Annotated in this window: 19 protein-coding genes; 11 read left to right on the top strand and 8 right to left on the bottom strand. The window is 70.5% G+C overall.

Annotation, left to right across the window (positions count from 1 at the left end; translation table 11 throughout):
• Window positions 1-123: 123 nt before the first annotated feature.
• The 5 genes from ACTWQF_RS22210 to ACTWQF_RS22190 all read left to right on the top strand — a co-directional run bounded on the left by ACTWQF_RS22210 (window position 124) and on the right by ACTWQF_RS22190 (window position 7,766).
• Window positions 124-1,767, top strand: coding sequence for a penicillin-binding transpeptidase domain-containing protein (locus tag ACTWQF_RS22210; protein ID WP_443281362.1), 1,644 nt, complete (start codon window positions 124-126; stop codon window positions 1,765-1,767).
• A gap of 140 nt (window positions 1,768-1,907) precedes the next feature.
• Entirely contained in the window at window positions 1,908-2,768 is an 861-nt protein-coding gene (locus ACTWQF_RS22205) for an EamA family transporter (protein ID WP_443281428.1), read from the top strand.
• A 76-nt stretch (window positions 2,769-2,844) separates the two neighbouring features.
• The gene (locus ACTWQF_RS22200; protein ID WP_443281361.1) at window positions 2,845-4,713 is read left to right on the top strand and encodes an ABC-F family ATP-binding cassette domain-containing protein; all 1,869 of its coding nucleotides are present in this window, start codon (window positions 2,845-2,847) and stop codon (window positions 4,711-4,713) included.
• A gap of 305 nt (window positions 4,714-5,018) precedes the next feature.
• On the top strand, window positions 5,019-6,830 hold the full coding sequence (locus ACTWQF_RS22195) for an outer membrane protein assembly factor BamB family protein (RefSeq protein ID WP_443281360.1): 1,812 nt from the start codon (window positions 5,019-5,021) through the stop codon (window positions 6,828-6,830).
• A gap of 258 nt (window positions 6,831-7,088) precedes the next feature.
• Entirely contained in the window at window positions 7,089-7,766 is a 678-nt protein-coding gene (locus ACTWQF_RS22190) for a helix-turn-helix transcriptional regulator (protein WP_443281359.1), read from the top strand.
• Between the two features lie 105 nt (window positions 7,767-7,871).
• Here ACTWQF_RS22190 and ACTWQF_RS22185 read toward each other — a convergent pair whose 3' ends face one another.
• Both ACTWQF_RS22185 and ACTWQF_RS22180 read right to left on the bottom strand, forming a co-directional pair.
• Complete coding sequence (locus tag ACTWQF_RS22185) at window positions 7,872-8,180, bottom strand: hypothetical protein (protein ID WP_443281358.1); 309 nt, start codon at window positions 8,178-8,180, stop codon at window positions 7,872-7,874.
• Between the two features lie 28 nt (window positions 8,181-8,208).
• Window positions 8,209-9,879: a sodium:solute symporter family protein gene (locus ACTWQF_RS22180; protein WP_443281357.1), complete on the bottom strand. Its 1,671-nt coding sequence runs from the start codon at window positions 9,877-9,879 to the stop codon at window positions 8,209-8,211.
• Window positions 9,880-10,138: 259 nt separating this feature from the next.
• Here ACTWQF_RS22180 and galT point away from each other — a divergent pair, with 259 nt between their 5' ends.
• The 5 genes from galT (at window position 10,139) to ACTWQF_RS22155 (ending at window position 15,256) form a co-directional block, all read left to right on the top strand.
• Complete coding sequence (galT, locus tag ACTWQF_RS22175; RefSeq protein ID WP_443281356.1) at window positions 10,139-11,251, top strand: galactose-1-phosphate uridylyltransferase; 1,113 nt, start codon at window positions 10,139-10,141, stop codon at window positions 11,249-11,251.
• 82 nt (window positions 11,252-11,333) lie between these two features.
• A complete protein-coding gene (gene galE / locus ACTWQF_RS22170) occupies window positions 11,334-12,341 on the top strand; it encodes a UDP-glucose 4-epimerase GalE (protein WP_443281355.1) in 1,008 nt (335 codons plus the stop codon).
• Window positions 12,338-13,495, top strand: coding sequence for a galactokinase (gene galK / locus ACTWQF_RS22165; RefSeq protein ID WP_443281354.1), 1,158 nt, complete (start codon window positions 12,338-12,340; stop codon window positions 13,493-13,495). Before galE ends, galK begins: the two co-directional genes overlap by 4 nt.
• A gap of 280 nt (window positions 13,496-13,775) precedes the next feature.
• The gene (locus ACTWQF_RS22160; protein ID WP_443281353.1) at window positions 13,776-14,717 is read left to right on the top strand and encodes a response regulator transcription factor; all 942 of its coding nucleotides are present in this window, start codon (window positions 13,776-13,778) and stop codon (window positions 14,715-14,717) included.
• 107 nt (window positions 14,718-14,824) lie between these two features.
• Window positions 14,825-15,256: a PPOX class F420-dependent oxidoreductase gene (locus tag ACTWQF_RS22155; protein WP_443281427.1), complete on the top strand. Its 432-nt coding sequence runs from the start codon at window positions 14,825-14,827 to the stop codon at window positions 15,254-15,256.
• A 21-nt stretch (window positions 15,257-15,277) separates the two neighbouring features.
• Here ACTWQF_RS22155 and ACTWQF_RS22150 read toward each other — a convergent pair whose 3' ends face one another.
• Window positions 15,278-16,039, bottom strand: a complete 762-nt coding sequence (locus ACTWQF_RS22150) for an SDR family NAD(P)-dependent oxidoreductase (RefSeq protein WP_443281352.1) — start codon at window positions 16,037-16,039, stop codon at window positions 15,278-15,280.
• Between the two features lie 112 nt (window positions 16,040-16,151).
• Complete coding sequence (locus ACTWQF_RS22145) at window positions 16,152-16,649, bottom strand: MarR family winged helix-turn-helix transcriptional regulator (RefSeq protein ID WP_443281351.1); 498 nt, start codon at window positions 16,647-16,649, stop codon at window positions 16,152-16,154.
• Between the two features lie 71 nt (window positions 16,650-16,720).
• On the opposite strand from ACTWQF_RS22145, the gene ACTWQF_RS22140 reads away from it, so the two are divergent.
• Window positions 16,721-17,524: a trans-aconitate 2-methyltransferase gene (locus ACTWQF_RS22140; RefSeq protein WP_443281350.1), complete on the top strand. Its 804-nt coding sequence runs from the start codon at window positions 16,721-16,723 to the stop codon at window positions 17,522-17,524.
• A 121-nt stretch (window positions 17,525-17,645) separates the two neighbouring features.
• On the opposite strand, the gene ACTWQF_RS22135 is transcribed toward ACTWQF_RS22140, so the two are convergent.
• The 4 genes from ACTWQF_RS22135 to ACTWQF_RS22120 form a co-directional block, all read right to left on the bottom strand.
• Entirely contained in the window at window positions 17,646-18,206 is a 561-nt protein-coding gene (locus tag ACTWQF_RS22135; protein WP_443281349.1) for a GNAT family N-acetyltransferase, read from the bottom strand.
• A gap of 111 nt (window positions 18,207-18,317) precedes the next feature.
• Window positions 18,318-18,971, bottom strand: coding sequence for a TetR/AcrR family transcriptional regulator C-terminal domain-containing protein (locus ACTWQF_RS22130; RefSeq protein ID WP_443281348.1), 654 nt, complete (start codon window positions 18,969-18,971; stop codon window positions 18,318-18,320).
• Window positions 18,972-19,229: 258 nt separating this feature from the next.
• A complete protein-coding gene (locus ACTWQF_RS22125) occupies window positions 19,230-19,832 on the bottom strand; it encodes a TetR/AcrR family transcriptional regulator (protein ID WP_221506569.1) in 603 nt (200 codons plus the stop codon).
• A 157-nt stretch (window positions 19,833-19,989) separates the two neighbouring features.
• Window positions 19,990-21,120: an acyl-CoA desaturase gene (locus tag ACTWQF_RS22120; protein WP_443281347.1), complete on the bottom strand. Its 1,131-nt coding sequence runs from the start codon at window positions 21,118-21,120 to the stop codon at window positions 19,990-19,992.
• Between the last annotated feature and the right edge of the window lie 152 nt (window positions 21,121-21,272).

Raw genomic sequence — 21,272 nt, 5'->3', positions numbered from 1 at the left:
TCCGCGGAAGAAGGGGCCGAACGGGCATACCAGGACACGTTCTGTCATGGACGTGCTCTAGGGTGCCTCGCGTCAGGACTTCGGCCGCACAAGGCCAAGGCGGGGTGGAGGGGCAGAACTCGGATGCGCGACACACAGAAGATGGCCGTGATCGGCGGGGTCGCCGCCGTCGTCGTCGGGCTCACCGGCGTCGGCGTCTACGCCCTGGTCGACAGCGACGGTGAGGAGCCCAAGAGCACCGTCGCCGCCGACGACGAGGGCAAGGCGCCGCGCAAGGTCAAGAAGGGCCCGCTGAGCGCGCAGGAAGTGCGCACCGCCGCGAAGGAGTTCCTCGGTGCCTGGGCCGGCGGCGAGCCGCGGAAGGCCGCCAAGCTGACCGACGACCCCGGAACGGCCGGCAAGGCGCTGGCCGCCTTCCGCAGCAAGGCCCACATCTCCAAGGTCGCCGTCACGCCCAGGGCGGCCGACGGCGAAAAGGTGCCCTTCCACGTAGCGGCGCGGGTCGCCTACGGCCAGAAGCGCTCCGCCTGGACGTACGACTCCGCGCTGGAGATCGTCCGGTCCTCCGGCACCGGCGAGCCGGTCGTCGACTGGAAGCCGTCCGTGCTGCATCCCAAGCTCAAGGACGGCCAGACGATCAGGACCGACGAGTCGGGCACCCCGCCCGTCACCGCGGTCGACCGCGACGGCTCGACGCTCAGCACGGACACCTACCCCACCCTTGCCGACGTGATCCGCGACATCGGCAAGCGCTACGGCGACAAGACCGACGGCTCGCCGGGTGTGCAGACCCGCATCGTCGACTCCAAGGGCAAGACGAAGTCCGTGCTGCGGCAGCTGTCCAAGCCCACCCCGGGCAAGCTGAAGACGACCCTCGACGCCAAGGTGCAGCGCGCGGCCGAGGCCGCCGTACGCGGCAAGCCGAAGGCGTCCGTCGTCGCCGTCAAGCCCAGCACCGGCGAGATCCTGGCCATCGCCAACTCCCCCGCCAAGGGCTTCAACAGCGCCCTGCGCGGCTCGCTGGCCCCCGGCTCCACCATGAAGGTCGTCACCACCGCGATGCTGCTCGACAAGGGCATCACCTCGCCCGGCAAGCCGCACCCGTGCCCCAAGTACTCGACGTACGGCGGCTGGAAGTTCCAGAACCTCGACAAGTTCCAGATCAAGAACGGCAGCTTCGCGCAGAGCTTCGCCCGCTCCTGCAACACCGCCTTCATCACCCAGGCGCCCAAGCTGAAGGACGACGACCTCACCAAGGAGGCCCGCGACGTCTTCGGCATCGGCCTCAACTGGAAGACCGGCACCGGCACCTTCGACGGCAGCGTCCCCGTGCAGTCCGACGCCCAGATGGCGTCCTCCCTCATCGGCCAGGGCGGCGTGCGGATGAACCCGCTCACCATGGCGTCCGTCTCCGCCACCGTGCAGAACGGCGCCTTCAAGCAGCCGTTCCTGGTGTCCGCCTCCCTCGACAAGCGCACCCTCGCCAAGGCGTCGCGCGCCATGAAGCCCGGCGTCCAGAAGGACCTCAAGGCACTGATGAAGCTCACCGCCACCAGCGGTACCGCCGCCAAGGCCCTGTCGGGGCTCAGCGGTGACGTGGGCGGCAAGACCGGCTCCGCCGAGGTTGACGGGCAGAAGAAGCCCAACGCCTGGTTCACGGCGTACTCCGGTGACATCGCCTCCGCGGCCGTCGTGCCCGCCTCCGGACACGGTGGTGACAACGCGGGACCCGTCGTCCGCAAGGTCCTGGAATCCGCCGGGGGTTGATCCCCGCGCATGCTCGGCCCACCCGTCCCCTCAGGGGCGGGTGGGCGTCGGCACCCCCGCAGGAAGGGGGCAGGTCAACCCGGCGGTAGCGTCCCGTGCATGACGCATTCACCCCGCACGGGCGCAGTGGACGGCGACCGGTGACGCCGATAGTCGTCGCCGCGGTGCTGGCCGCGGCGCTCATCCATGCCACCTGGAACGCCCTGGCGCACGGCATCCGCGACCAGCTGCTCGCCTTCACCCTGGTCGGCGGTGGCGGCAGCCTGTGCGGCGCCGTGCTGGCCTGCTTCGTACCGCTGCCGGCCGCCGGCGCCTGGCTGCCCCTCCTCGTCTCGGCGGCGCTGCACGTCGTCTACCAGGCGCTGCTGATGCGCTCCTTCCGGATGGGGGAGTTCGGGCAGATGTACCCCATCGCACGGGGTACGGCGCCGCTGGTGGTCACCGTGCTCGCGGCGGTCTTCGTGCACGAGATGCCCGACCACTGGCAGCTCGCCGGGGTACTGCTGGCCTCGGCGGGGCTGGTCGGGGTCGCCCTGTGGGGACTGCGGGGCAAGGGGCGCAGCGGCGCGGGGCCGCAGTGGCCCGCGCTGACGGCCGCCGTGTGCACGGGGCTCGCCATCGCCGCGTACACCGTCGTGGACGGGGTGGGCGTACGGGCCTCCGGCACCTCGCTCGGCTACATCGCATGGCTGATGCTCCTGGAGGGCCTGGCGATCCCCGTATGGGCGATCGCCACCCGCCGCCGGGAGCTGGCCGCGCAGCTCCGCCCCATCGCGCTGCGCGGGCTGCTGGGCGGCGCGCTGTCGGTGCTGGCGTACGGGCTGGTGCTGTGGGCGCAGACGCTGGCGCCGCTGGCGCCGGTGGCGGCGCTGCGGGAGTCCTCGATCATCGCGGGGGCCGCGATCGGTGCCGTCTTCTTCAAGGAGCGCTTCGGCTGGCCCCGCACCGCGGCGAGCGTGCTGATGGTGGGCGGCATAGCGCTGATGCTGCACGGCAGCTGAGGCCCCGGCCCCGGCCGCTGCCCGGCGGCGGCCCGCGCGGGGCTACCCTTGGGGGCTGGTCCCCAACAGGAGTGAGATGGCTGGCAACCGCGTCAACCTGGTCAACATGGAAGCCGTCGACAAGGTGCACGGCACGCGCACCCTCCTCGACGCCGTCTCCCTGGGTGTCAGCGAGGCCGACAAGATCGGCGTCGTCGGCCGCAACGGCGACGGCAAGACCACCCTCATCAAGATCCTGGCCCGCGAGGAGGAGCCGGACGCGGGCCGGGTCACCCACGCCGGCGGTCTCCGTACCGGTGTGCTGACACAGCACGACTCCCTCGATCCGCAGGCCACCGTCCGGCACGAGGTGGTCGGCGACATGGCCGACCACGAGTGGGCGGGCGTCGCGCGGATCCGCGACGTGCTCACCGGGCTGTTCGGCGGCCTGGACCTGCCGGGCTTCCCGCAGGGCCTGGACACGGTGATCGGCCCGCTCTCCGGCGGCGAGCGCCGCCGGATCGCGCTCGCCAAGCTGCTCATCGCCGAGCAGGACCTGATCGTGCTGGACGAGCCGACCAACCACCTCGACGTGGAGGGCATCTCCTGGCTGGCCGGCCATCTGCGGGCCCGCCGCTCCGCGCTGGTGTGCGTCACGCACGACCGCTGGTTCCTCGACCAGGTCGCCACCCGGATGTGGGACGTGCAGCGCGGTGCGGTGCACGAGTACGAGGGCGGTTACTCCGACTACGTCTTCGCCCGCGCGGAGCGGGAACGTATCGCCGCACAGGAGGAGACCAAGCGGCAGAACCTGATGCGCAAGGAGCTGGCCTGGCTGCGGCGCGGCGCTCCGGCGCGTACCAGCAAGCCGCGCTTCCGTATCGAGGCGGCGAACGCGCTGATCGAGGGCGAGCCGCCGCCCCGGGACAGCCAGGAGCTGATGCGGTTCGCCAACTCCCGGCTGGGCAAGTCGGTCCTGGACATGGAGGACGTGACCGTACAGGCCGGGCCCAAGGTGCTGCTCAAGCATCTGACGTGGCAGCTGGGGCCCGGCGACCGGATCGGCCTGGTCGGGGTCAACGGCGCGGGCAAGACGTCCCTGCTGCGGGCTCTCGCCGACACGGCACGCACCGGCGGCGAGCAGACGTCATCGCTGGTGACCGAGGGCCGGGTCAAGGTCGGCAAGACGGTGAAACTGGCGTACCTCTCCCAGGAGGTCGCCGAGCTGGAGCCCACGCTGCGCGTCCTGGAGGCGGTGGAGGCCGTACGCTCCCGGATCGACCTGGGCAAGGGCCGGGAGATGACGGCCTCGCAGCTGTGCGAGCGGTTCGGCTTCGCCAAGGAGAAGCAGTGGACGCCGGTGGGCGACCTGTCCGGCGGTGAGCGGCGGCGGCTGCAGATCCTGCGGCTGCTGATGGACGAGCCCAACGTCCTCTTCCTGGACGAGCCGACCAACGACCTGGACATCGAGACCCTTACGCAGCTGGAGGACCTGCTGGACGGCTGGGCGGGCTCGCTCGTCGTCATCTCGCACGACCGGTACTTCATCGAGCGCACCACGGACCGCGTCCACGCGCTGCTGGGCGATGCGACGTTGCGGATGCTGCCGCGCGGTATCGACGAGTATCTGGAGCGCCGGGCCCGGATGGAGGCCAGGGCCGCCGCTGCGGTCCCCGCGGCGGCACCGGCCGGGAACGGGACCGCGGCCAAGGCGCCGGCCACGTCGGCCAAGGCGCCCGCCAAGCCCGCCGCGCTCTCCCGTGCGGCGCAGAAGGAGATGCAGCGGATCGAGCGCCAGCTGGAGAAGGCCGAGCAGCGCGAGGCGGCCCTGCACGCCGAAATGGCCGAGCACGCCACCGACTTCGAGCGGATCGGGGGCCTGGACGCGGAGCTGCGTGAGGTGCGGGAGAAGCGCGAGGAGCTGGAGATGCGCTGGCTGGAGCTGGCCGAGTCGGAAGGCGACTGAGGGAGCTCGGCGGCGGGCGGCGTGTCCGGCGGGATCTTGCGCCGCCCCTCCGTTTGCGGGGGCGCATCCCCCCGTACTACGCAGTCGCGCGTTCCGACTCGGTCCCGAGGTGATTGCGACTCGGTGTCACGCGGGCGGGGGCCGGGAACCGGCGCGGTGGCTGGATCGTGTCCGATGGTAGAAAGAACTTCCGCTCTGAAGTCTGCCATTGGCAGGCCACATGTCCGATTCGCTCGGCCCTACGGGGGTTTGCCCGTAAGGGGTTGAAGGTCCGGCGCCGGTCTGCCCGTAACGAGGGATTGTTCATGTCGCAGCCGCCTCCGCCGCCTAGCCAGCCGCCATCCGGAGGCTTCGGCGCACCGCAGGAACCGCCGCGTGATCCGCAGGATCAGTCGTCCTACGGCTACCCGCAGCAGCCGGACTCCGGCCAGTCGTCCTACGGCTATCCGCAGCAGCCCCCGCAGCCTCCGCAGCAGCCCCCGCATTCGCTCGGGAAGTCGTCGGAGCCGCCCACGCCCGCGGCGCCGCCCGGCTACGGCTACCCGCAGCAGGGCGCGCACGCGGCGCCCACGCAGGCCGCCTTCGGCGCGGTGCCCTCGCCCTCGGGGCCGCCCGGACCGCCCGGCCCGCCCCCGGGAACGCCCGCGCCCCCCGGCCCGCCGCCCGGCGGCTACGGGCAGCAGCCCCCGCCCGGTTACCCCTACGCCAACACCTCGGGCGGCATGCCCGGGGGCGGTGGCGGCAACAACAACTCCAAGATCATCGCGGTGGTGGCGGGCGTTGTCGTCGTCGCGTTGATAGCAGTTGCCGGTGTCTTCTTCCTGACCAAGGACGACAAGAAGAACGACGAGTCCAAGGACGGGGAGAACAACTCGCAGCAGAAGGACCCCAACTCGCCGCCGAAGGACCCGCAGGCGAGGCAGATCGTCGACATGAAGGCGCCCGAGGTCAAGGACGTCACCACCGTCGCCGGCGCCTGGGCCACCGACAAGGTCTTCGCCAAGTCCTCGGTCCGGGAGATGCTCGTCCAGGACCTCAAGACGAAGAACGAGACGAAGATCCCGCTCAAGGGCAACGTCTGCGCGGCCTCCAACGAGAAGACCAAGGACAACAAGGTCGCCGTCATCGTCCAGGAGACCATCTCCCCCAGCGCCGACTGCACCCGTATGGTCATCGTGGACCTGGACGCGAAGAAGATCGCCTGGGACAAGACGATGCCCAACTCGGACACCAGGTCCATCGACAACGTGGCCATCAGCGGTGACACCGTCGCCTCGGCGTGGATCGGCGGCTCGGTCGGCTACAAGATCTCCTCGGAGAAGAAGCTCTGGGAGGCCAAGCCCAGCAACTGCCGTGACACCGGCTACCAGGGCGGCAAGTCGCTGGTCGCCGTCGTGGAGTGCGGCAACGACTACGACAAGCCGCAGGTCTCCGTCCAGAAGCTCGACCCGGACACCGGCAAGGCCAAGTGGAAGTTCGAGCCGCCCAAGGGCGTCAAGAACGTCCGCATCGCCTCCACGGACCCGCTGGTGCTGGTCGCCGGCGCCGGTGACGAGCTGGCCAAGGACGTGTTCACCATCGGTGAGGACAAGAAGATCAAGGGCAGGATCTCGCTGGGCGACCGCTACAACAAGCCCTGCGAGCTGGAGGTCAACGGCTGCTACGGCATGGCGGTCGGTCCCGACACGGTCTACCTCTCCACGGCCGAGCACGACGGCAAGGGCGACAGCCTGTCCGACACCAACGAGATCATGGCCTTCGACTTCAACACGGGTAAGCCGAAGTGGAAGTCGCCCGCCGGCGCCGACCGCAACATCATCCCGTTCAAGATGCAGGGCACCCATGTGCTGGGCTACAAGACGCCCAGCCTGGGGAAGGGCGGCGAGATCGTCAGCGTCGACCCGAAGAAGGGCAAGCAGACGACGCTGCTGAAGATGCCCGCCTCCGACTTCGACGAGGGCGAGCAGGCGTTCTCCGTCGACGCCTACTCGGTGGACGCACCGCTGATCTTCGAGAACAACAGGTTCTTCCTCCAGGACAACCTGATCTCGGAGCGCTCGTCCATCAGCGACTCGGCGCCGCGGCTGGCCGTCGGGTTCGCGCCGACCAGCGGCTGAGCACAGCTGCCGGACGCCGGTTGAAAGACAGTTGAACCGGCGTCGAACAAGTGGTCCGAGCGACCGCGTTGGCCCGTCACGGTGCGCCGTGGCGGGCCAACCGGCGTCTTCAGGCACCTGGTTCAAGCCCTACCTTGGGGATTTCACCCCGTAAGGGGCGCGGAACGGCGAGTGAGCGTGTAGCTTCCCGAGAACAAAGAGGGGCTGCGTTTCGGGGGTGACGGGGCCATCGGGAGTGTTGTGGGGGGAGCGAGCTTGATGAGCGTGCGGCTCATGGTGGTCGACGACCATCGCCTGCTCGCCGAGGCTCTTGCCTCGGCGCTGAAGCTGCGCGGGCACCGCGTGCTCGCGGCTGCCGCGCCCAGCGGCGGCGCGGCCGAGCTGGTGATCAGCAGAGCACCGGAGGTGTGCCTGCTGGGTACGGCGACGCCCGCCGAACCAGGCGTCTTCGATCCGGTGGTGCGGATCAAGAGAGAGAAACCGCAGATCGCAGTGGTGGTGCTCGGTCCGGTGCCGAGCCCTCGCGGGATCGCCTCCGCCTTCGCGGCGGGGGCGTCCGGCTATGTACGGCACGACGAGCGGATCGAGGGCGTCGAACGGGCCATGGTCAAGGCCCGGGCGGGGGAGGCGGCCGTCGCACCGCAGCTGCTGACGCAGTCGTTCGCCGAGCTGCTGAACCCGGCGGCGGAGCCGGACGACGAGGGAGCCCGGCTGCTCCAGATGCTGACGCCGAGGGAGGTGGAGGTGCTGGTGCGGGTCGCCGAGGGCGAGGACACCCGGCTGATCGCCGCGGGGATGGGCATCGCGCCGTCGACGGCACGTACGCATGTGCAGCGCGTGCTGATGAAGTTGGGGGTCGGCTCGCGGCTGGAGGCCGCAGCCTTGGCCGCCCGCACGGGGCTGCTGGAGCGGGCAGGTGGGGCCGCGGGCGCGTAACCCGTGGGAACGACTGCGCAGGGCCGCGCCCCGTCAGGGGCGCGGGGAACTGCGCGAGCGGCCACGACGGGCCCGCGCCCCGCGGACAACGGGAAGGGTCAGCCCTTATTCGTCGTCTGTCGCCGGCGGCGGAATCGTCGGGCTCAGCCTCAACCAGACGAGGAAGGCCACGCCGAGTGCCAGCATGGCGAGGCCCGTCCACAGGTTGATGTTGATGTCCTGTGCCTTCTTGAGGTCCTCCTCCGAGGCGAAGATCCCGGCGATGGTGACGATCACGCCGTAGACCACGAACAGACCGCCGATGATGCGCCGTACGTCGAAGAGGCGGGCCGCGGTCTGGGAGCGCCGCTCCAGTTCCTCGACTTCCTTGGCCACCTGCTGGGCGGCGGGCTTTGGGGTGCTGTTGTCGCTCATTGCGCTTCAGTGTCCTTCGCGTCGCAGCTCAGAAGGAGAAGGGGATGTAGCAGAGGGCGGCGAGGATCATGGCGCCCCAGCCCAGCAGTGCGGGCTTGCGGTACCACGCGTCGTCGCCCTCGCCGGGCGGCTCCGGCTCGCCGGGCGAGCGGGTGCCGTAGACGAGCCCCGCGAGTTCCTCGGCCGGCTTGGGCTTGGTGAACAGCGTGACGACCACCATCACCACCGCGCCCACCACGAAGGCCACGATCGAGGAGACGAAGTTGGCGCCCTGGTCGCTGGGGATGTCGATGACGCCCTGCTTGTAGAACCAGAAGTAGTTCACCATCGCACCGACGGTGCCGGTCAGCAGTCCCCAGAAGCCGGCGGCGGGCGTGGTCTTCTTCCAGAACATGCCGATGATGAAGACGACGAACAGCGGCACGTTGAAGAAGGAGAACAGCGTCTGGAGGTAGTTCATGATGTTGCTGAACTCGGAGGCGATGAACGCCGTCCCCATGCCGATCAGCACGCCGACGACGGTGACCCAGCGCGCCGTGGCCACATAGTGCTCGTCGGCCCGGTCCTTCTTCAGGTACGCCGCGTAGATGTCGTTGGTGAAGACGGTGTTGAAGGAGGAGATGTTGGCCGCCATACCGGCCATGAACGCCGCCAGCAGACCGGTGACCGCGATGCCGAGCACACCGTTGGGCAGTAGATCGCGCATCAGTACCGGGATGGCGTCGTTGTACTGCAGCCCGTCCTTGGTCTTGCCCAGCGTCGGCTCCATGACGAGCGCGATCAGGCCGGGTATGACCACGACCGCCGGGATGAAGATCTTGGGGAAGGCCGCGATCAGCGGGGTGCGCTGGGCCGCGGAGAGGTTCTTGGCGGACAGCGCGCGCTGCACCTCGGCGAAGTTGGTCGTCCAGTAGCCGAAGCTCATCACGAAGCCGAGGCCCAGCACGATGGTCAGCCAGTTGGCGCCCAGCGGGTTGCCGGAGCCGATCCCGGTGCCGTCCCACGCGGTCATGAAGGCGCCGCCCTTCTCACCGGAGAGGGTGTCGGTGATGCCGCCCCAGCCGCCGACGCGCTTGAGGCCCACGACGGTGAGCGGGATCAGCGCGGCGAGGATCACGAAGAACTGGAGCACCTCGGTGTAGATCGCCGAGGAGAGCCCGCCGAGCGTGATGTACGCGAGCACGAAGAAGCCCGCGACCACGACGGAAATCCACAGCTCCCAGCCCAGCAGCGCCTTCAGCACGAGCGCGAGCGCGTAGAGGTTGACGCCCGCGATCAGCACGGAGGAGACCGCGAAGATGACCGAGCTGAGCAGGTGGGAGGAGGGCCCGAACCGGTGCAGCAGGAACTCGGGCACCGAGCGGACCTTGGAGCCGTAGTAGAACGGCATCATCACCAGGCCGAGGAAGACCATGGCGGGGATGGCGCCGATCCAGTACCAGTGCACGGTGTAGACGCCGTACTGGGCGCCGTTGGCCGCCATGCCGAGGATCTCGGTGGCGCCGAGATTGGCGGCCACGAAGGCCAGACCGGTGATCCAGGCGGGCAGCGACCGGCCGGAGAGGAAGAAGTCGAGGCTGGTCTTCACACTGCGCCGGGCGGCGAAGCCGATCCCGAGCACCACGACGAAGTAGATGCCGAGAAGTGTGTAATCGAGTCCGTTGGTGGGGAGCCGTAGCCCTTCGGCCAGGTGCAACATGGGTCACTCGCTTCATAGCGCGATCGGAACGGACGCGAACGTACCCCTGATGTTTCAACTTTTGAAAGGTCGTGTTGCAAGAGTTTGTTTGATTGTGATGATTCCCGGGGGTCGAGGGTGAAGGTCTGTGGTGGTACCTCCCGGTCGGAGGTTGGGGGAGGAGTAGGGGCAAGCCAAGCCCGGAACGTTCGGCCCCTATGTTGGCTCCTGGTTCCTTGTGTGTGATTATGTTTGAGGTCCAGGAACGAGGAGCCACCCGGTGAAGAAGACCTCAGGCCGTCTGGCCGACGGCCGCGAGATCGTTTACTACGACCTCCGCGACGATGCTGTCCGTACCGCCGTCGACCGGCGTCCGATGCCCGCCATGGAGGCGCTCTCCGAGATCCGGCACGATCCGCTGCTGGACGAGTGGGTCGGCGTGACCGCACACCGCAACGCCCGCACCTACCATCCGCCGGCCGACGAGTGCCCGCTGTGCCCCTCCCGCGAAGGGCGGATGAGCGAGATCCCGGAGTCCGACTACGACGTCGCCGTCTTCGAGAACCGCTTCCCCTCCTTCCGTGGCGCACCCGGCAAGGAGGAGAGCGAGGGCCCCTCCGGACTCTTCCGGCACGCGCCCGGCGCCGGCCGCTGCGAGGTCGTCAGCTTCACCTCCGACCACCACGCCTCCTTCGCCGATCTCGACGAGGAGCAGGCCCGCCTCGTCCTGGACGTCTGGACCGACCGCACCGCCGAGCTGTCGCAGTCGCCCGGCGTCGAGCAGGTGTACTGCTTCGAGAACCGCGGCGAGGAGATCGGGGTGACCCTCTCCCACCCGCACGGCCAGATCTACGGCTATCCGTTCACCACCCCGCGTACAGCGCGCATGCTGCGTTCCCTGGCCGAGTACGGCACCGGGCCCGGCGGCAACCTTTTCGACGAGCTCGTCGCGGCCGAACTCGCCGCGCGGGAGCGGGTCGTCATCGACGGCGCACACTGGACGGCGTTCGTCCCCTACGCCGCGCACTGGCCGTACGAGGTGCACCTCTACCCCAAGTCCCGGGTGCCCGACCTGCGGGCGCTCGGCGAGGAGGCCCGCGCCGAGTTCCCCGGGATCTATCTGGAGCTGCTGCGCCGCTTCGACCGCATATTCGGCGAGCAGGAGCCCCGCACCCCCTACATCGCCGCCTGGCACCAGGCGCCGTTCCTCCGCGAGGACGACCCCCGCCTCGCAACGCGCGAGGAGTTCGCGCTGCATCTGGAGCTTTTCACCATCCGACGGGCTCCCGGCAAGCTGAAGTTCCTCGCCGGTTCCGAATCCGGCATGAACGTGTTCATCAACGACGTGCCGCCGGAAGCCGCGGCGAGGCGCCTGCGAGAGGTGGCTTCGTGAAGGGTGGTTTCGTGAATCACACAGGGAGAGGTGGTTTCGTGGGCGTCGTGGTGGAGTGGCGACCGAACAAAGGACAGGCGCAATGGCTAAGTACCTGGTGACCGGCGGGGCCGGATATGTGGGCAGCGTGGTGGCGGCGCACCTGCTGCAGGCAGGACACACCGTCACGGTGCTCGACGACCTCGACACCGGCTTCCCCCAGGGCGTACCGTCCGGCGCCGAGTTCGTCGAGGGCCGTATCCAGGACGCCGCGCGTGTGCTGGACGCCTCGTACGACGGCGTGCTGCACTTCGCCGCGCACTCCAAGGTGGGCGAGTCCGTCGAGCAGCCCGAGAAGTACTGGCGCAACAACGTCGGCGGCACCGTCGAGCTGCTGGCCGCCATGCGGGAGGCGGGGGTCCGCAAGCTGGTCTTCTCCTCCACGGCCGCCGTCTACGGCGAACCCGAGCGCACCCCGATCACCGAGACCGACCCCGCCGCGCCCACCAGCCCGTACGGGGCCTCGAAGCTGGCCGTCGACCACATGATCAGCGGCGAGTGCCAGGCGCACGGTCTTGCCGCCGCCTCGCTGCGCTACTTCAACGTCGCGGGCGCCTACTTCACCACCGACGGCACCGCGTACGGGGAGCGCCACGACCCCGAGTCGCATCTCATCCCGCTGGTCCTCCAGGTCGCCCAGGGGCGGCGCGAGGCGATCTCCGTCTACGGCGACGACTACCCGACCCCCGACGGCACCTGTGTACGCGACTACATCCACGTCGCCGACCTGGCCAAGGCACATCTCCTGGCCCTCGACCACGCCGCGCCGGGCGCGCATCTGATCTGCAACCTCGGCAACGGCAACGGCTTCTCCGTACGGGAGGTCATCGAGACCGTCCGCAAGGTCACCGGCCATGAGGTGCCCGAAAAGGTCGCCCCGCGCCGGGGCGGCGACCCCGCCGTACTCGTCGCCTCCGCCGAACGGGCCCGCCAGGCGCTGGGCTGGCGGCCGGAGCGCAGCGGACTGGAGGAGATCGTGGCGGACGCCTGGCGGTTCGCGCAGCACGCCTCGGGTGTCGCACAGGAGCGCACGCCGGAGGAGACCCCGTGAGCCAGGACGCCCGGGAGGGGTTCCGGGAGGTCTACGGTGCCGAGCCGGAGGGTGTCTGGGCGGCGCCCGGCCGGGTCAACCTCATCGGCGAACACACGGACTACAACGACGGTTTCGTGATGCCCCTCGCCCTCCCGCACACCGTGCACGTCGCTGCCGCACGGCGCGACGACGGCGTGCTGCGGCTGCACTCGGCGGACGTACCGGGCGCCGCCTACCAGCTGCGCCTCGACGAGCTGAGGCCGGGCGCGGACGGCGGCTGGGCCGCGTATCCGTCCGGTGTCGTATGGGCGCTGCGGGAGGCGGGGCTGCCGGTCGGCGGTGCTGATGTGCAGATCTCCAGCACCGTGCCCACCGGCGCCGGGCTCTCCTCGTCGGCCGCACTGGAGGTCGCCACCGGCCTCGCGCTGTCCGAGCTGTACGAGCTGGGGCTGTCCCGGCCCCAGCTGGCGCGGCTGTGCCAGCGCGCCGAGAACGACTTCGTCGGCATGCCCTGCGGGATCATGGACCAGATGGCCTCCGCCTGTTGCACCGAGGGCCACGTACTCCACCTGGACGCCCGCAGCCTGACCCAGCGTCAGGTGCCCTTCGACCTCGCCGCCGAGGGGCTGCGGATGCTCGTCGTCGACACCCGCGTCAAGCACACCCTGGCCGACGGCGCCTATGCCGGACGGCGCCGGGCGTGCGAGGCGGGCGCGGCGGCGCTCGGCGTGCCGGCGCTGCGCGATGTGGCGTACGAGGAGCTCGACGCGGCCCTCGCACGCCTGGACGCCCGGCTGGACGATCCGGAGGTGCGCAGCTGTGTGCGGCACATCGTCACGGAGAACCGCCGGGTCGAGGAGACGATCGCGTTGCTGGACGCCGGCGACCCGCGCGCGGTGGGCGCGGTGCTGACCGCGGGGCACGCCTCTCTGCGGGACGACTTCCGCGTCTCCTGCGAGGAGCTGGACCTGGTGGTCGACGTGGCGCTCGCCGCTGGCGCGCTCGGTGCCCGGATGACCGGCGGCGGCTTCGGCGGCTCGGCGATCGTGCTGGCCGAGGAGAGCCAGACCGAGAAGATCGGCGAGGCGGTGACCTCGGCGTTCGAGGCTGCGGGCCACCTGGTGCCGCACGTGTTCGAGGCGGTACCGAGCGCGGGCGCGCGGCGCTTGTGAGGCGCGCGTGTCGCCGCCCGCATACGCGCGCTCCCGACGCGCCCTGGTGCACCCCCACGGGGTCACGAGTAGAACGACTTTTGTGATTTGCCTTCCGTTGTCACAGCTCGGACGTACTCTGAACCTTGTGTGCAGCATCGGTGGGGGCCGGTGCTGATCAGGGGGCGAGACAGCCGGGTACGACGCCCAGGGGCGGGGTAGACAGCGAACACGGCGGCGGCCGTGTCGATAGCGCGCTTTCCCGCGTATGGGCGCCGTGCCCGCACTGCCAGGGGGTGCCATGCAACGTATTCGCGTGCTGGTGGTCGACGACCACCGCATTTTCGCCGAGTCCTTGGCCGCCGCGCTCGCGGCCGAGCAGGATGTCGAAGTGGGCGCCGCGGGCAGCGGTGCGGCGGCGCTGCGTCATCTGGAACGCGGCGCGGCCGAGGGCCGCCGGTTCGACGTCCTGCTCGTGGACGCCGACCTGGGCGCGTCGCTGAACGGGACAGCACCGTCACCGTCCCACCAGGGCGCGCTGCCCGGACCGGGGCCGGTGCCCGGCCAGGGCGGGCCGCCCCACCCGGGCATGGCGCGGTCGAACGGCGAGAAGCCCGCCTCGGCACCCGCCCCTGCCCCCGGAAAGCTGCTCGGCGTGCCGGACGACACCGCGGTGGGCGCGAGTGCCGCCGGGCCCGCCGGCGGCGCGCCCGCAGCGGCCGACGCCCCGGCCGCCATGCCCGCAACGGGCGGGTTACCGCTGGTGGCGCGCGTCCGTGCCGACTATCCGGCGGTGCGCACCGTCGTCCTCGCCGAGCGCGACGACCCCCGGCACGCCGCCGCGGCGCTCCAGGCGGGCGCGGGAGGCTGGGTCGCCAAGGACTGCTCCCTCTCCCGGCTCCTCCAGGTGATCCGCGGCGTCCTCAAGGACGAGACACATCTGCCGCCCGCTCTCCTCACCGGCGTCCTCAAGGAGTTGACCGCCAGCCGCAAGCACCGCACCGAGAGCGAACGCCTCGTGGAGTCCCTGACCCCGCGCGAGCGGGAGGTGCTGCGGTGCATGGTGGCGGGGCTGGGCCGCAAGGCCGTCGCGGAGCGGCTGTATCTGTCGCCGCACACGGTGCGGACCCATATGCAGAACGTCCTGGGGAAGCTGGGCGTCCACTCCACGCTGCAGGCCGTCGCCCTGGCCCGGCGCGCCGGGGTGGGCCCGGCGGAGCTGGAGCCGGCGGGAGCACGCTGACGCGCTTGCGCCGTGGCGGCGGCCTGGTTGTCGGCCCCTCGCTCTAGGCTCTGCGGTCTGATCACTTCTGATCACATCGGAAGCCTGACGACCGTGGAGACGTGGCAATGCAGCAGATGACCGAAGCCCAGTGGCGCGACTTCGTCCTGACGGGCACCCGCACCGGCAAGTTGGCGACCACCCGCAAGGACGGGCGCCCTCATGTCACCCCGGTGTGGTTCCTGCTGGACGACGAGGGTCGGCTCCTCTTCAACACGGGCAGCAACTCGCTGAAGTACCACGGCCTGCGCCGCGATCCGCGCTTCGCCCTGTGCGTGGACGACCAGGAGCCCCCCTTCAGCTTCGTGATGCTGGAGTGCGTCGCCGCGGAATTCCTCGACGACCTGGAGCTGATGCGCGAGTGGGCCACCCGCATCGGCGGCCGCTACATGGGCGCGGACCGCGCCGAAGAGTACGGGCAGCGCAACGCCGTCCCCGGCGAGTATCTGGTCCGGGCTCGCGTCGAACGGGCCGTCGCCTACGCCGACATCGCCGACTGAGGAGGGAGGGGCGGGGCCCGCTCACACCGAGTTCTTGAAGACGCTCCAGCCCCCGTCCACCACCAGGCTCGCGCCGGTCACGAAGGAGGCGTCCTCCGAGAGCAGGAAGGCGATGGCGGCGGCGACCTCGTCGGGGCGCCCATGGCGGCCGATCACCGTCTCCGCCGCGGCCTGCCGCCGGTCCTCCTCCTCGACCCCGTCCCAGGCGGGCGTCATGATCGGGCCCGGCAGCACGGAGTTGACCCGTACCCGGGGGCCGAAGTCCGCGGCGAGCTGGCGGCCGAGCCCGGTCAGCCCCGCCTTGCTGGCGGCGTACGCGGGCCGCCCGTGCAGTCCGACCAGGGCGTGCACGGAGGAGGTCAGCACCACGGCGCCGCCCCGCTCGCGCAGATCGGGCACGCAGGCCCGTACCCCGAGGAAGGCTCCGGTCAGATTCACCCCGAGCTGGGCCTCCCAGTCGGAGAGGGAGATCTCGTCGGCAGCACCGGTGCGCACCAGTGCCGCATTGCAGACGAGCCCGTCCACCGGGCCGAACCCCTGACGTGCCGTCTCCACCGCGCGGGTCCAGGCCGGTTCGTCCGTGACGTCACCGAGGACGAACGCCGCCCGGCCGCCCGAGGCCGTGATCTCCCGCGCGGTGCGGTGCGCCCCGGCCTCCTCCTTGTCGAGGATGACGACGGCCGCCCCCTCGTCGGCCAGCCGGTGCGCCGTCGCGGCACCGATGCCGGAGCCGCCCCCGGTGATGACGACCGTACGTCCCTCGAACCGCGCGCCCATGGCCATGCGCGTGATCGTACGGCCCGGAACAGGCGCGGGGTAGGGCACTTGGCCGGCCGGGCCCGGTCGCGGAGAGAGCTCGGGCGGGGCGCCGTCGGGTGGGGCCGGGATCCGTGGCTCAGGTGGGGATGTTGTCGAACGGTGCCGTCAGCTGCCGCAGCAGCGAGGCCAGTTCGCGGCGCTGCAAGGGGGAGAGCTCGGCGAGGATGGCGCGCTCCTGGTCGAGCAGTCCGGCCAGCGCGCTGTCCGCGCGGTCCTGCCCCTCGATGGTGAGCCGGACCAGGACGCCTCGCCGGTCGCTGGGGTCGGGCAGCCGCTCGACCAGCCCTTTCTTGGCGAGGCGGTCGATGCGGTTGGTCATCGTCCCGGAGGTGACCAGCGTCTGGGTGAGCAACTGGCCGGGGGAGAGCTGGTACGGGGTGCCCGCGCGGCGCAGCGCGGTCAGTACGTCGAACTCCCAGGGCTCCAGTCCGTGCTCGGAGAACGCGATACGGCGGGCGCGGTCCAGATGCCGGGCCAGTCTGCTGACCCGGCTGAGCACCTCGAGCGGTTCGACGTCGAGGTCAGGGCGCTCCCGACGCCAAGCTGCCACCAAACGGTCGACCTCGTCCTCCATGGGATCAGTGTAGAGGTTGTGTCGACGTGAAGTCTCTTGACGTCAAGAGAGACTGCATGCACCCTGCTGCCATGTGGGACCCCCAGCAGTATCTCCGGCACTCCGGCCCTCGCCTGCGCCCCGTACTCGATCTTCTCGCACATGTTCCCCACCGACTGCCCGGTCATCCCCGCGTCCGGATCGCCGACCTCGGCTGCGGTCCCGGCGGTCCCAGCACGCCCCTCGCCGAACGCTGGCCCGAAGCGCACATCACCGGATTCGACAACTCGCCGGAGATGCTCCGCGAGGCCGAGGCGCAGACCCGGCCGGGCCGCCTCGACTTCGCCCACGCCGACCTCGCCCATTGGCGCCCCGACCCCGCCGAGAACTTCGGTCTGCTCTTCTCCAACGCGGCCCTCCACTGGGTGCCCGGCCACCAGCACGCCTTCCCCGACTGGATCGCGGCCCTGCCGTCCGGCGGCACCCTCGCCTTCCAGGTGCCCGGCAACTTCGCAGCGCCGAGCCACACCCTGCTGGCCGAACTGCGCGACTCCCCACGCTGGCGGCACCGCGTCGGCGCCCCCTTGCGCACCGACGCCGTACTCAGCCCGGCCGAGTACGCCGCCATCCTCGCGCCTCTCGGCCCCGACGGCTGCGAGGTCGACGCCTGGGAGACCACCTACCTCCACCGGCTGACCGGTCCCGATCCCGTCCTCGAATGGACCAAGGGCACCTCCCTCCGCCCCGTACTGGCCCGCCTCGCCGACGACCCCGGGGCGCGCGACAGCTTCCTCGCCGAGTACGCGGAAGCGCTCCGCGCCGCGTATCCGCGCGGCGCGGACGGGACGACGGCGTTTCCGTTCCGCCGCGTCTTCGTCGTCGCGGTGAAGCGCTGAGCCCTCACGCCCTGTTACCCCGCCCAGTTCTGGCAAGGGGGTGCCCCTGCCCGGCTCCCGCAGGCTGCAGAGTCGTTGTGGCTTGTCGCGCAGTTCCCCGCGCCCCTGACGGGGCGCCCCCTCACATCCGCTTGGCGGCTCGCCACTCCGGAGCGAGGATCGACCAGATCTCCATGTCGGCCCGTGTGCCCCGGTAGAAGAAGCTCTCCCGCAGCACGCCGTCCTTCGTCATGCCCAGCCGGCGGGCAACGGCGATGCTGGGCTCGTTCACCGAGGAGACGTGCCACTCGACGCGGTGGATACCGCGCTCCTCCACGGCCCAGTCGATGATGACGCGTGCCGCACGGGTCACCAGGCCCTTGCCCACCGCCGACGGCTCCAGCCAGCAGCCTGCCTCGGCGGTGCCCTGAGGCAGGTCCATCGTCCGGAAGAGCACCCCGCCGACCAGCTTGTCGTCCGCCGTCCAGATGCCGTAGATCCGCCCGGTGTCGGTGGCGGCCTTCTCCGCGTACGACTGGAGGAAGGCGCGGGCCGACTCCAGATCCTTGTTGGCGTCCGGCAGCCCCACGTGCTGTCCGATGAACTCCCGCCCCCGCTCGATGTGGGCCAGGAACTCCTCTGCCTGCCACGGTTCGAGGGGGCGCAGCTCGGCGCCGTCGTCACCCAGGGATATCGCGAACATCCTCGTCCTCCGCAGTGAACGTGTGCACACCTCGGGCACACTGCGAGGGGAGCTTCGCACACGCCGGCGCGCGCACCGAGGGATTTTCCGCGCAGCTCCGAGCAGCGCTGATCAGCGCTCCGTGCCGCCCTGTGCTCTCTCCAACCGGCGCCCTTCCGGGGCGATTTCGCGGGCGATGCCGTCCAGGACCAGCTTCAGACCGTGCTCGAAGTCGTCCTCGGTGAGACGGAAGGTGCTGTGCTCGCCGGTGAGGGCCGCAGCGAGGGTGGGACGGTTCGCCAACTCCTCGGAGGTGAACGGGATCCCGGGGCTGACGGCGGTCAACGTGGCGCCCAGCGCGTACGACTCGGTCAGCAGCACGGCACGGGCCGCGTCCTGCACCGGCCAGCCCGCTTCTGTCAGCACGCTGAGCACGGTGTCGAAGCTGTCGAGGGAGCGCTGGTTGCGCGTGGGACGGTGCATCACCAGCGGCACCGCGTTGGGGTGCCGGCGGAAGGTGCGGAAGTAACGGCGGGCCAGCCCGTCCAACTCCGCGCGCCAGCTTCCCGTCGGGCTCCAGCCCTCGTTGATCTCCTGGACGATCGCGTCCACGACCGCATCGAACACGCCCTCCCGGTCCCGTACGTACTTGTAGAGCGACGGGCTGGTCACCCCCAGGCGCTGCGCCAGCCTGCGCATCGACAGGGCTCCGATGCCCTCCTCGTCCAGCGTGCGCAGCGCCTCGTCGAGCACTGCGGGGCGGGAGATCCGGGGCGGGCGAGGCATGGGGGACGGCTCCAGGGGGTGCAGGGCGGCTTGTCGGAGCGGAGGCGGCGCGGCCGATTCTACGGGCGCCCGCTGCGCCGATCCGCTGCACGCCGGGACGCTGACCCTGCCGAGGCCCTGCACGCCATGACCATGGCCCTCGGTCTTCCCCATTCCCGTTTTCGTCACCGCTCCAGCCGGTGACGAAACAACGGCACCCCCCCCGACGGCGAGTGCGCCGCCACGCTCCCGCTCCCGCCCCCCGGGCCTCGCGTGTGGTCAGGACCGGCGGTGGCCTATCAGCCGGGGCTTCTGTTCCAGGCCGTCGAGGCCGTGCCAGGCGAGGTTGACGAGGTGGGCCGCGACCTCGGCCTTCTTGGGTTTGCGGACATTGAGCCACCACTGTCCCGTCAGGGCGACCATGCCGACGAGGGCCTGGGCGTAGAGGGGGGAGAGCTTGGCGTCGAAGCCCCGGTTCTTGAACTCGCGGCCGAGGATGTCCTCGACCTGGGTGGCGATGTCGGAGATCAGCGAGGCGAACGTGCCGGTCGACTGGGGGAGCGGGGAGTCCCGCACCAGGATGCGGAAGCCGTCGGTGTACTGCTCGATGTAGTCGAGCAGGGCGAACGCGGCCTGTTCCAGCAGCTCACGGGGGTGGCCCCCCGTGAGCGCCCCCGTCACCATGTCCAGCAGGCGCCGCATCTCGCGGTCGACGACGACCGCGTACAGGCCCTCTTTGCCGCCGAAGTGCTCATAGACGACCGGCTTGGACACCCCGGCCTTGTGGGCGATCTCCTCGACCGACGTTCCTTCGAAGCCGCGTTCGGCGAAGAGGGTGCGGCCGATGTCCAGCAGCTGCTCGCGGCGCTCTTTTCCGGTCATCCGGCGGCGGGCGCGCTTCTTGGGGCTGCTGCTGGACGGCGGCGTCCCGCCGCTGGACGGCGGCGTCGTCTCGTCGGTCGGCACGGGATGGGCCTTCCCTGTCGTATGGCTTGCTGGGAGCCCAGGGGTCTGGCCTGGCCCCTGGGTCAGCACAGCATCATGCCGCCCTGGCCGACTGCTCCGGACGGCGGGAGTCCGAGCCGGACGCCTCGTCGGCCGCCGAGTCCTGTTCCGGGCTGTGCGGGGCGCTCTGCTCCGGCTGTGCTGTCTTACGGCGCCGCGAGCTGTCCGTGTTGCGGCGCGAGTCCAGCCGGTCGTGCTTCGGCCAGCGCACGTCGTACGCCCAGCCGGCCTTCTCGAACCAGCGGATGATGCGCGCGCTGGAGTCGATCTGTCCGCGCTCGACACCGTGCCGGGCGCAGGTGGGGTCCGCGTGGTGCAGGTTGTGCCAGGACTCGCCGCAGGAGAGGACCGCCAGCCACCACACGTTGCCCGACCGGTCGCGGGACTTGAACGGGCGCTTGCCGACGGCGTGGCAGATGGAGTTGATCGACCAGGTGACGTGGTGCAGCAGTGCGACGCGCACGAGCGAGCCCCAGAAGAACGCGGTCACCGCGCCCTGCCACGACCAGGTGGCGAGTCCGCCGACCAGCGGCGGGATCATCAGGGAGACGACCGTCCACATCACGAACTGGCGGGAGACGGCGCGCAGCGCGGGGTCCTTGACCAGGTCGGGCGCGTACTTGTGCTGCGGCGTCTGCTCCTCGTCGAACATCCATGCGACGTGCGCCCACCACAGGCCCTTCATCAGCGCGGGGATCGTCTCCCCGTACCGCCACGGGGAGTGCGGGTCGCCCTCCGCGTCGGAGAACTTGTGGTGCTTGCGGTGGTCGGCCACCCAGCGCACCAGCGGGCCCTCCACGGCGAGCGAGCCCATGATGGCAAGTGCGATGCGCAGCGGGCGCTTCGCCTTGAAGGAGCCATGCGTGAAGTAGCGGTGGAAGCCGATCGTGATGCCGTGGCAGCCGATGAAATACATCGCGACCAGCAGCCCCAGATCCAGCCAGCTCACCCCCCATCCCCAGGCCAGCGGCACCGCGGCCACCAGCGCGACGAACGGAACGGTGATGAACAGCAGCAGCGCGATCTGTTCCGCGGAGCGGCGCTTCTCACCGCCCAGCGTCGCGGAGGGCAGTGGGTCGCGTGCCTGCGGCGAGTCGGGGCCCTGCGGCGAGTCGGCGGGGGCGGCCTGCGGCGAACTATCGAGCACGTCCGGGCTTGTCGTCATAGATGTCCCTCATTGGACCTCGGCTTGGCTACGGTTCCGTAACCTACGGCGACGTAAGTATGGCAGCCGTAAGTCACGGGACAAGAGGGGTGCGCGCCGGGGCGGGGTCCGCCGCGCTGCCCACCCCTCGGACGGGAGTCCTGTACCACGCT

This window comes from Streptomyces sp. 8N114 (genome assembly GCF_052245835.1).
Lineage (GTDB): Bacteria > Actinomycetota > Actinomycetes > Streptomycetales > Streptomycetaceae > Streptomyces.
Note: the sequence above shows the minus strand (reverse complement) of the source record. Positions and strands in the feature narration are given on the sequence as shown.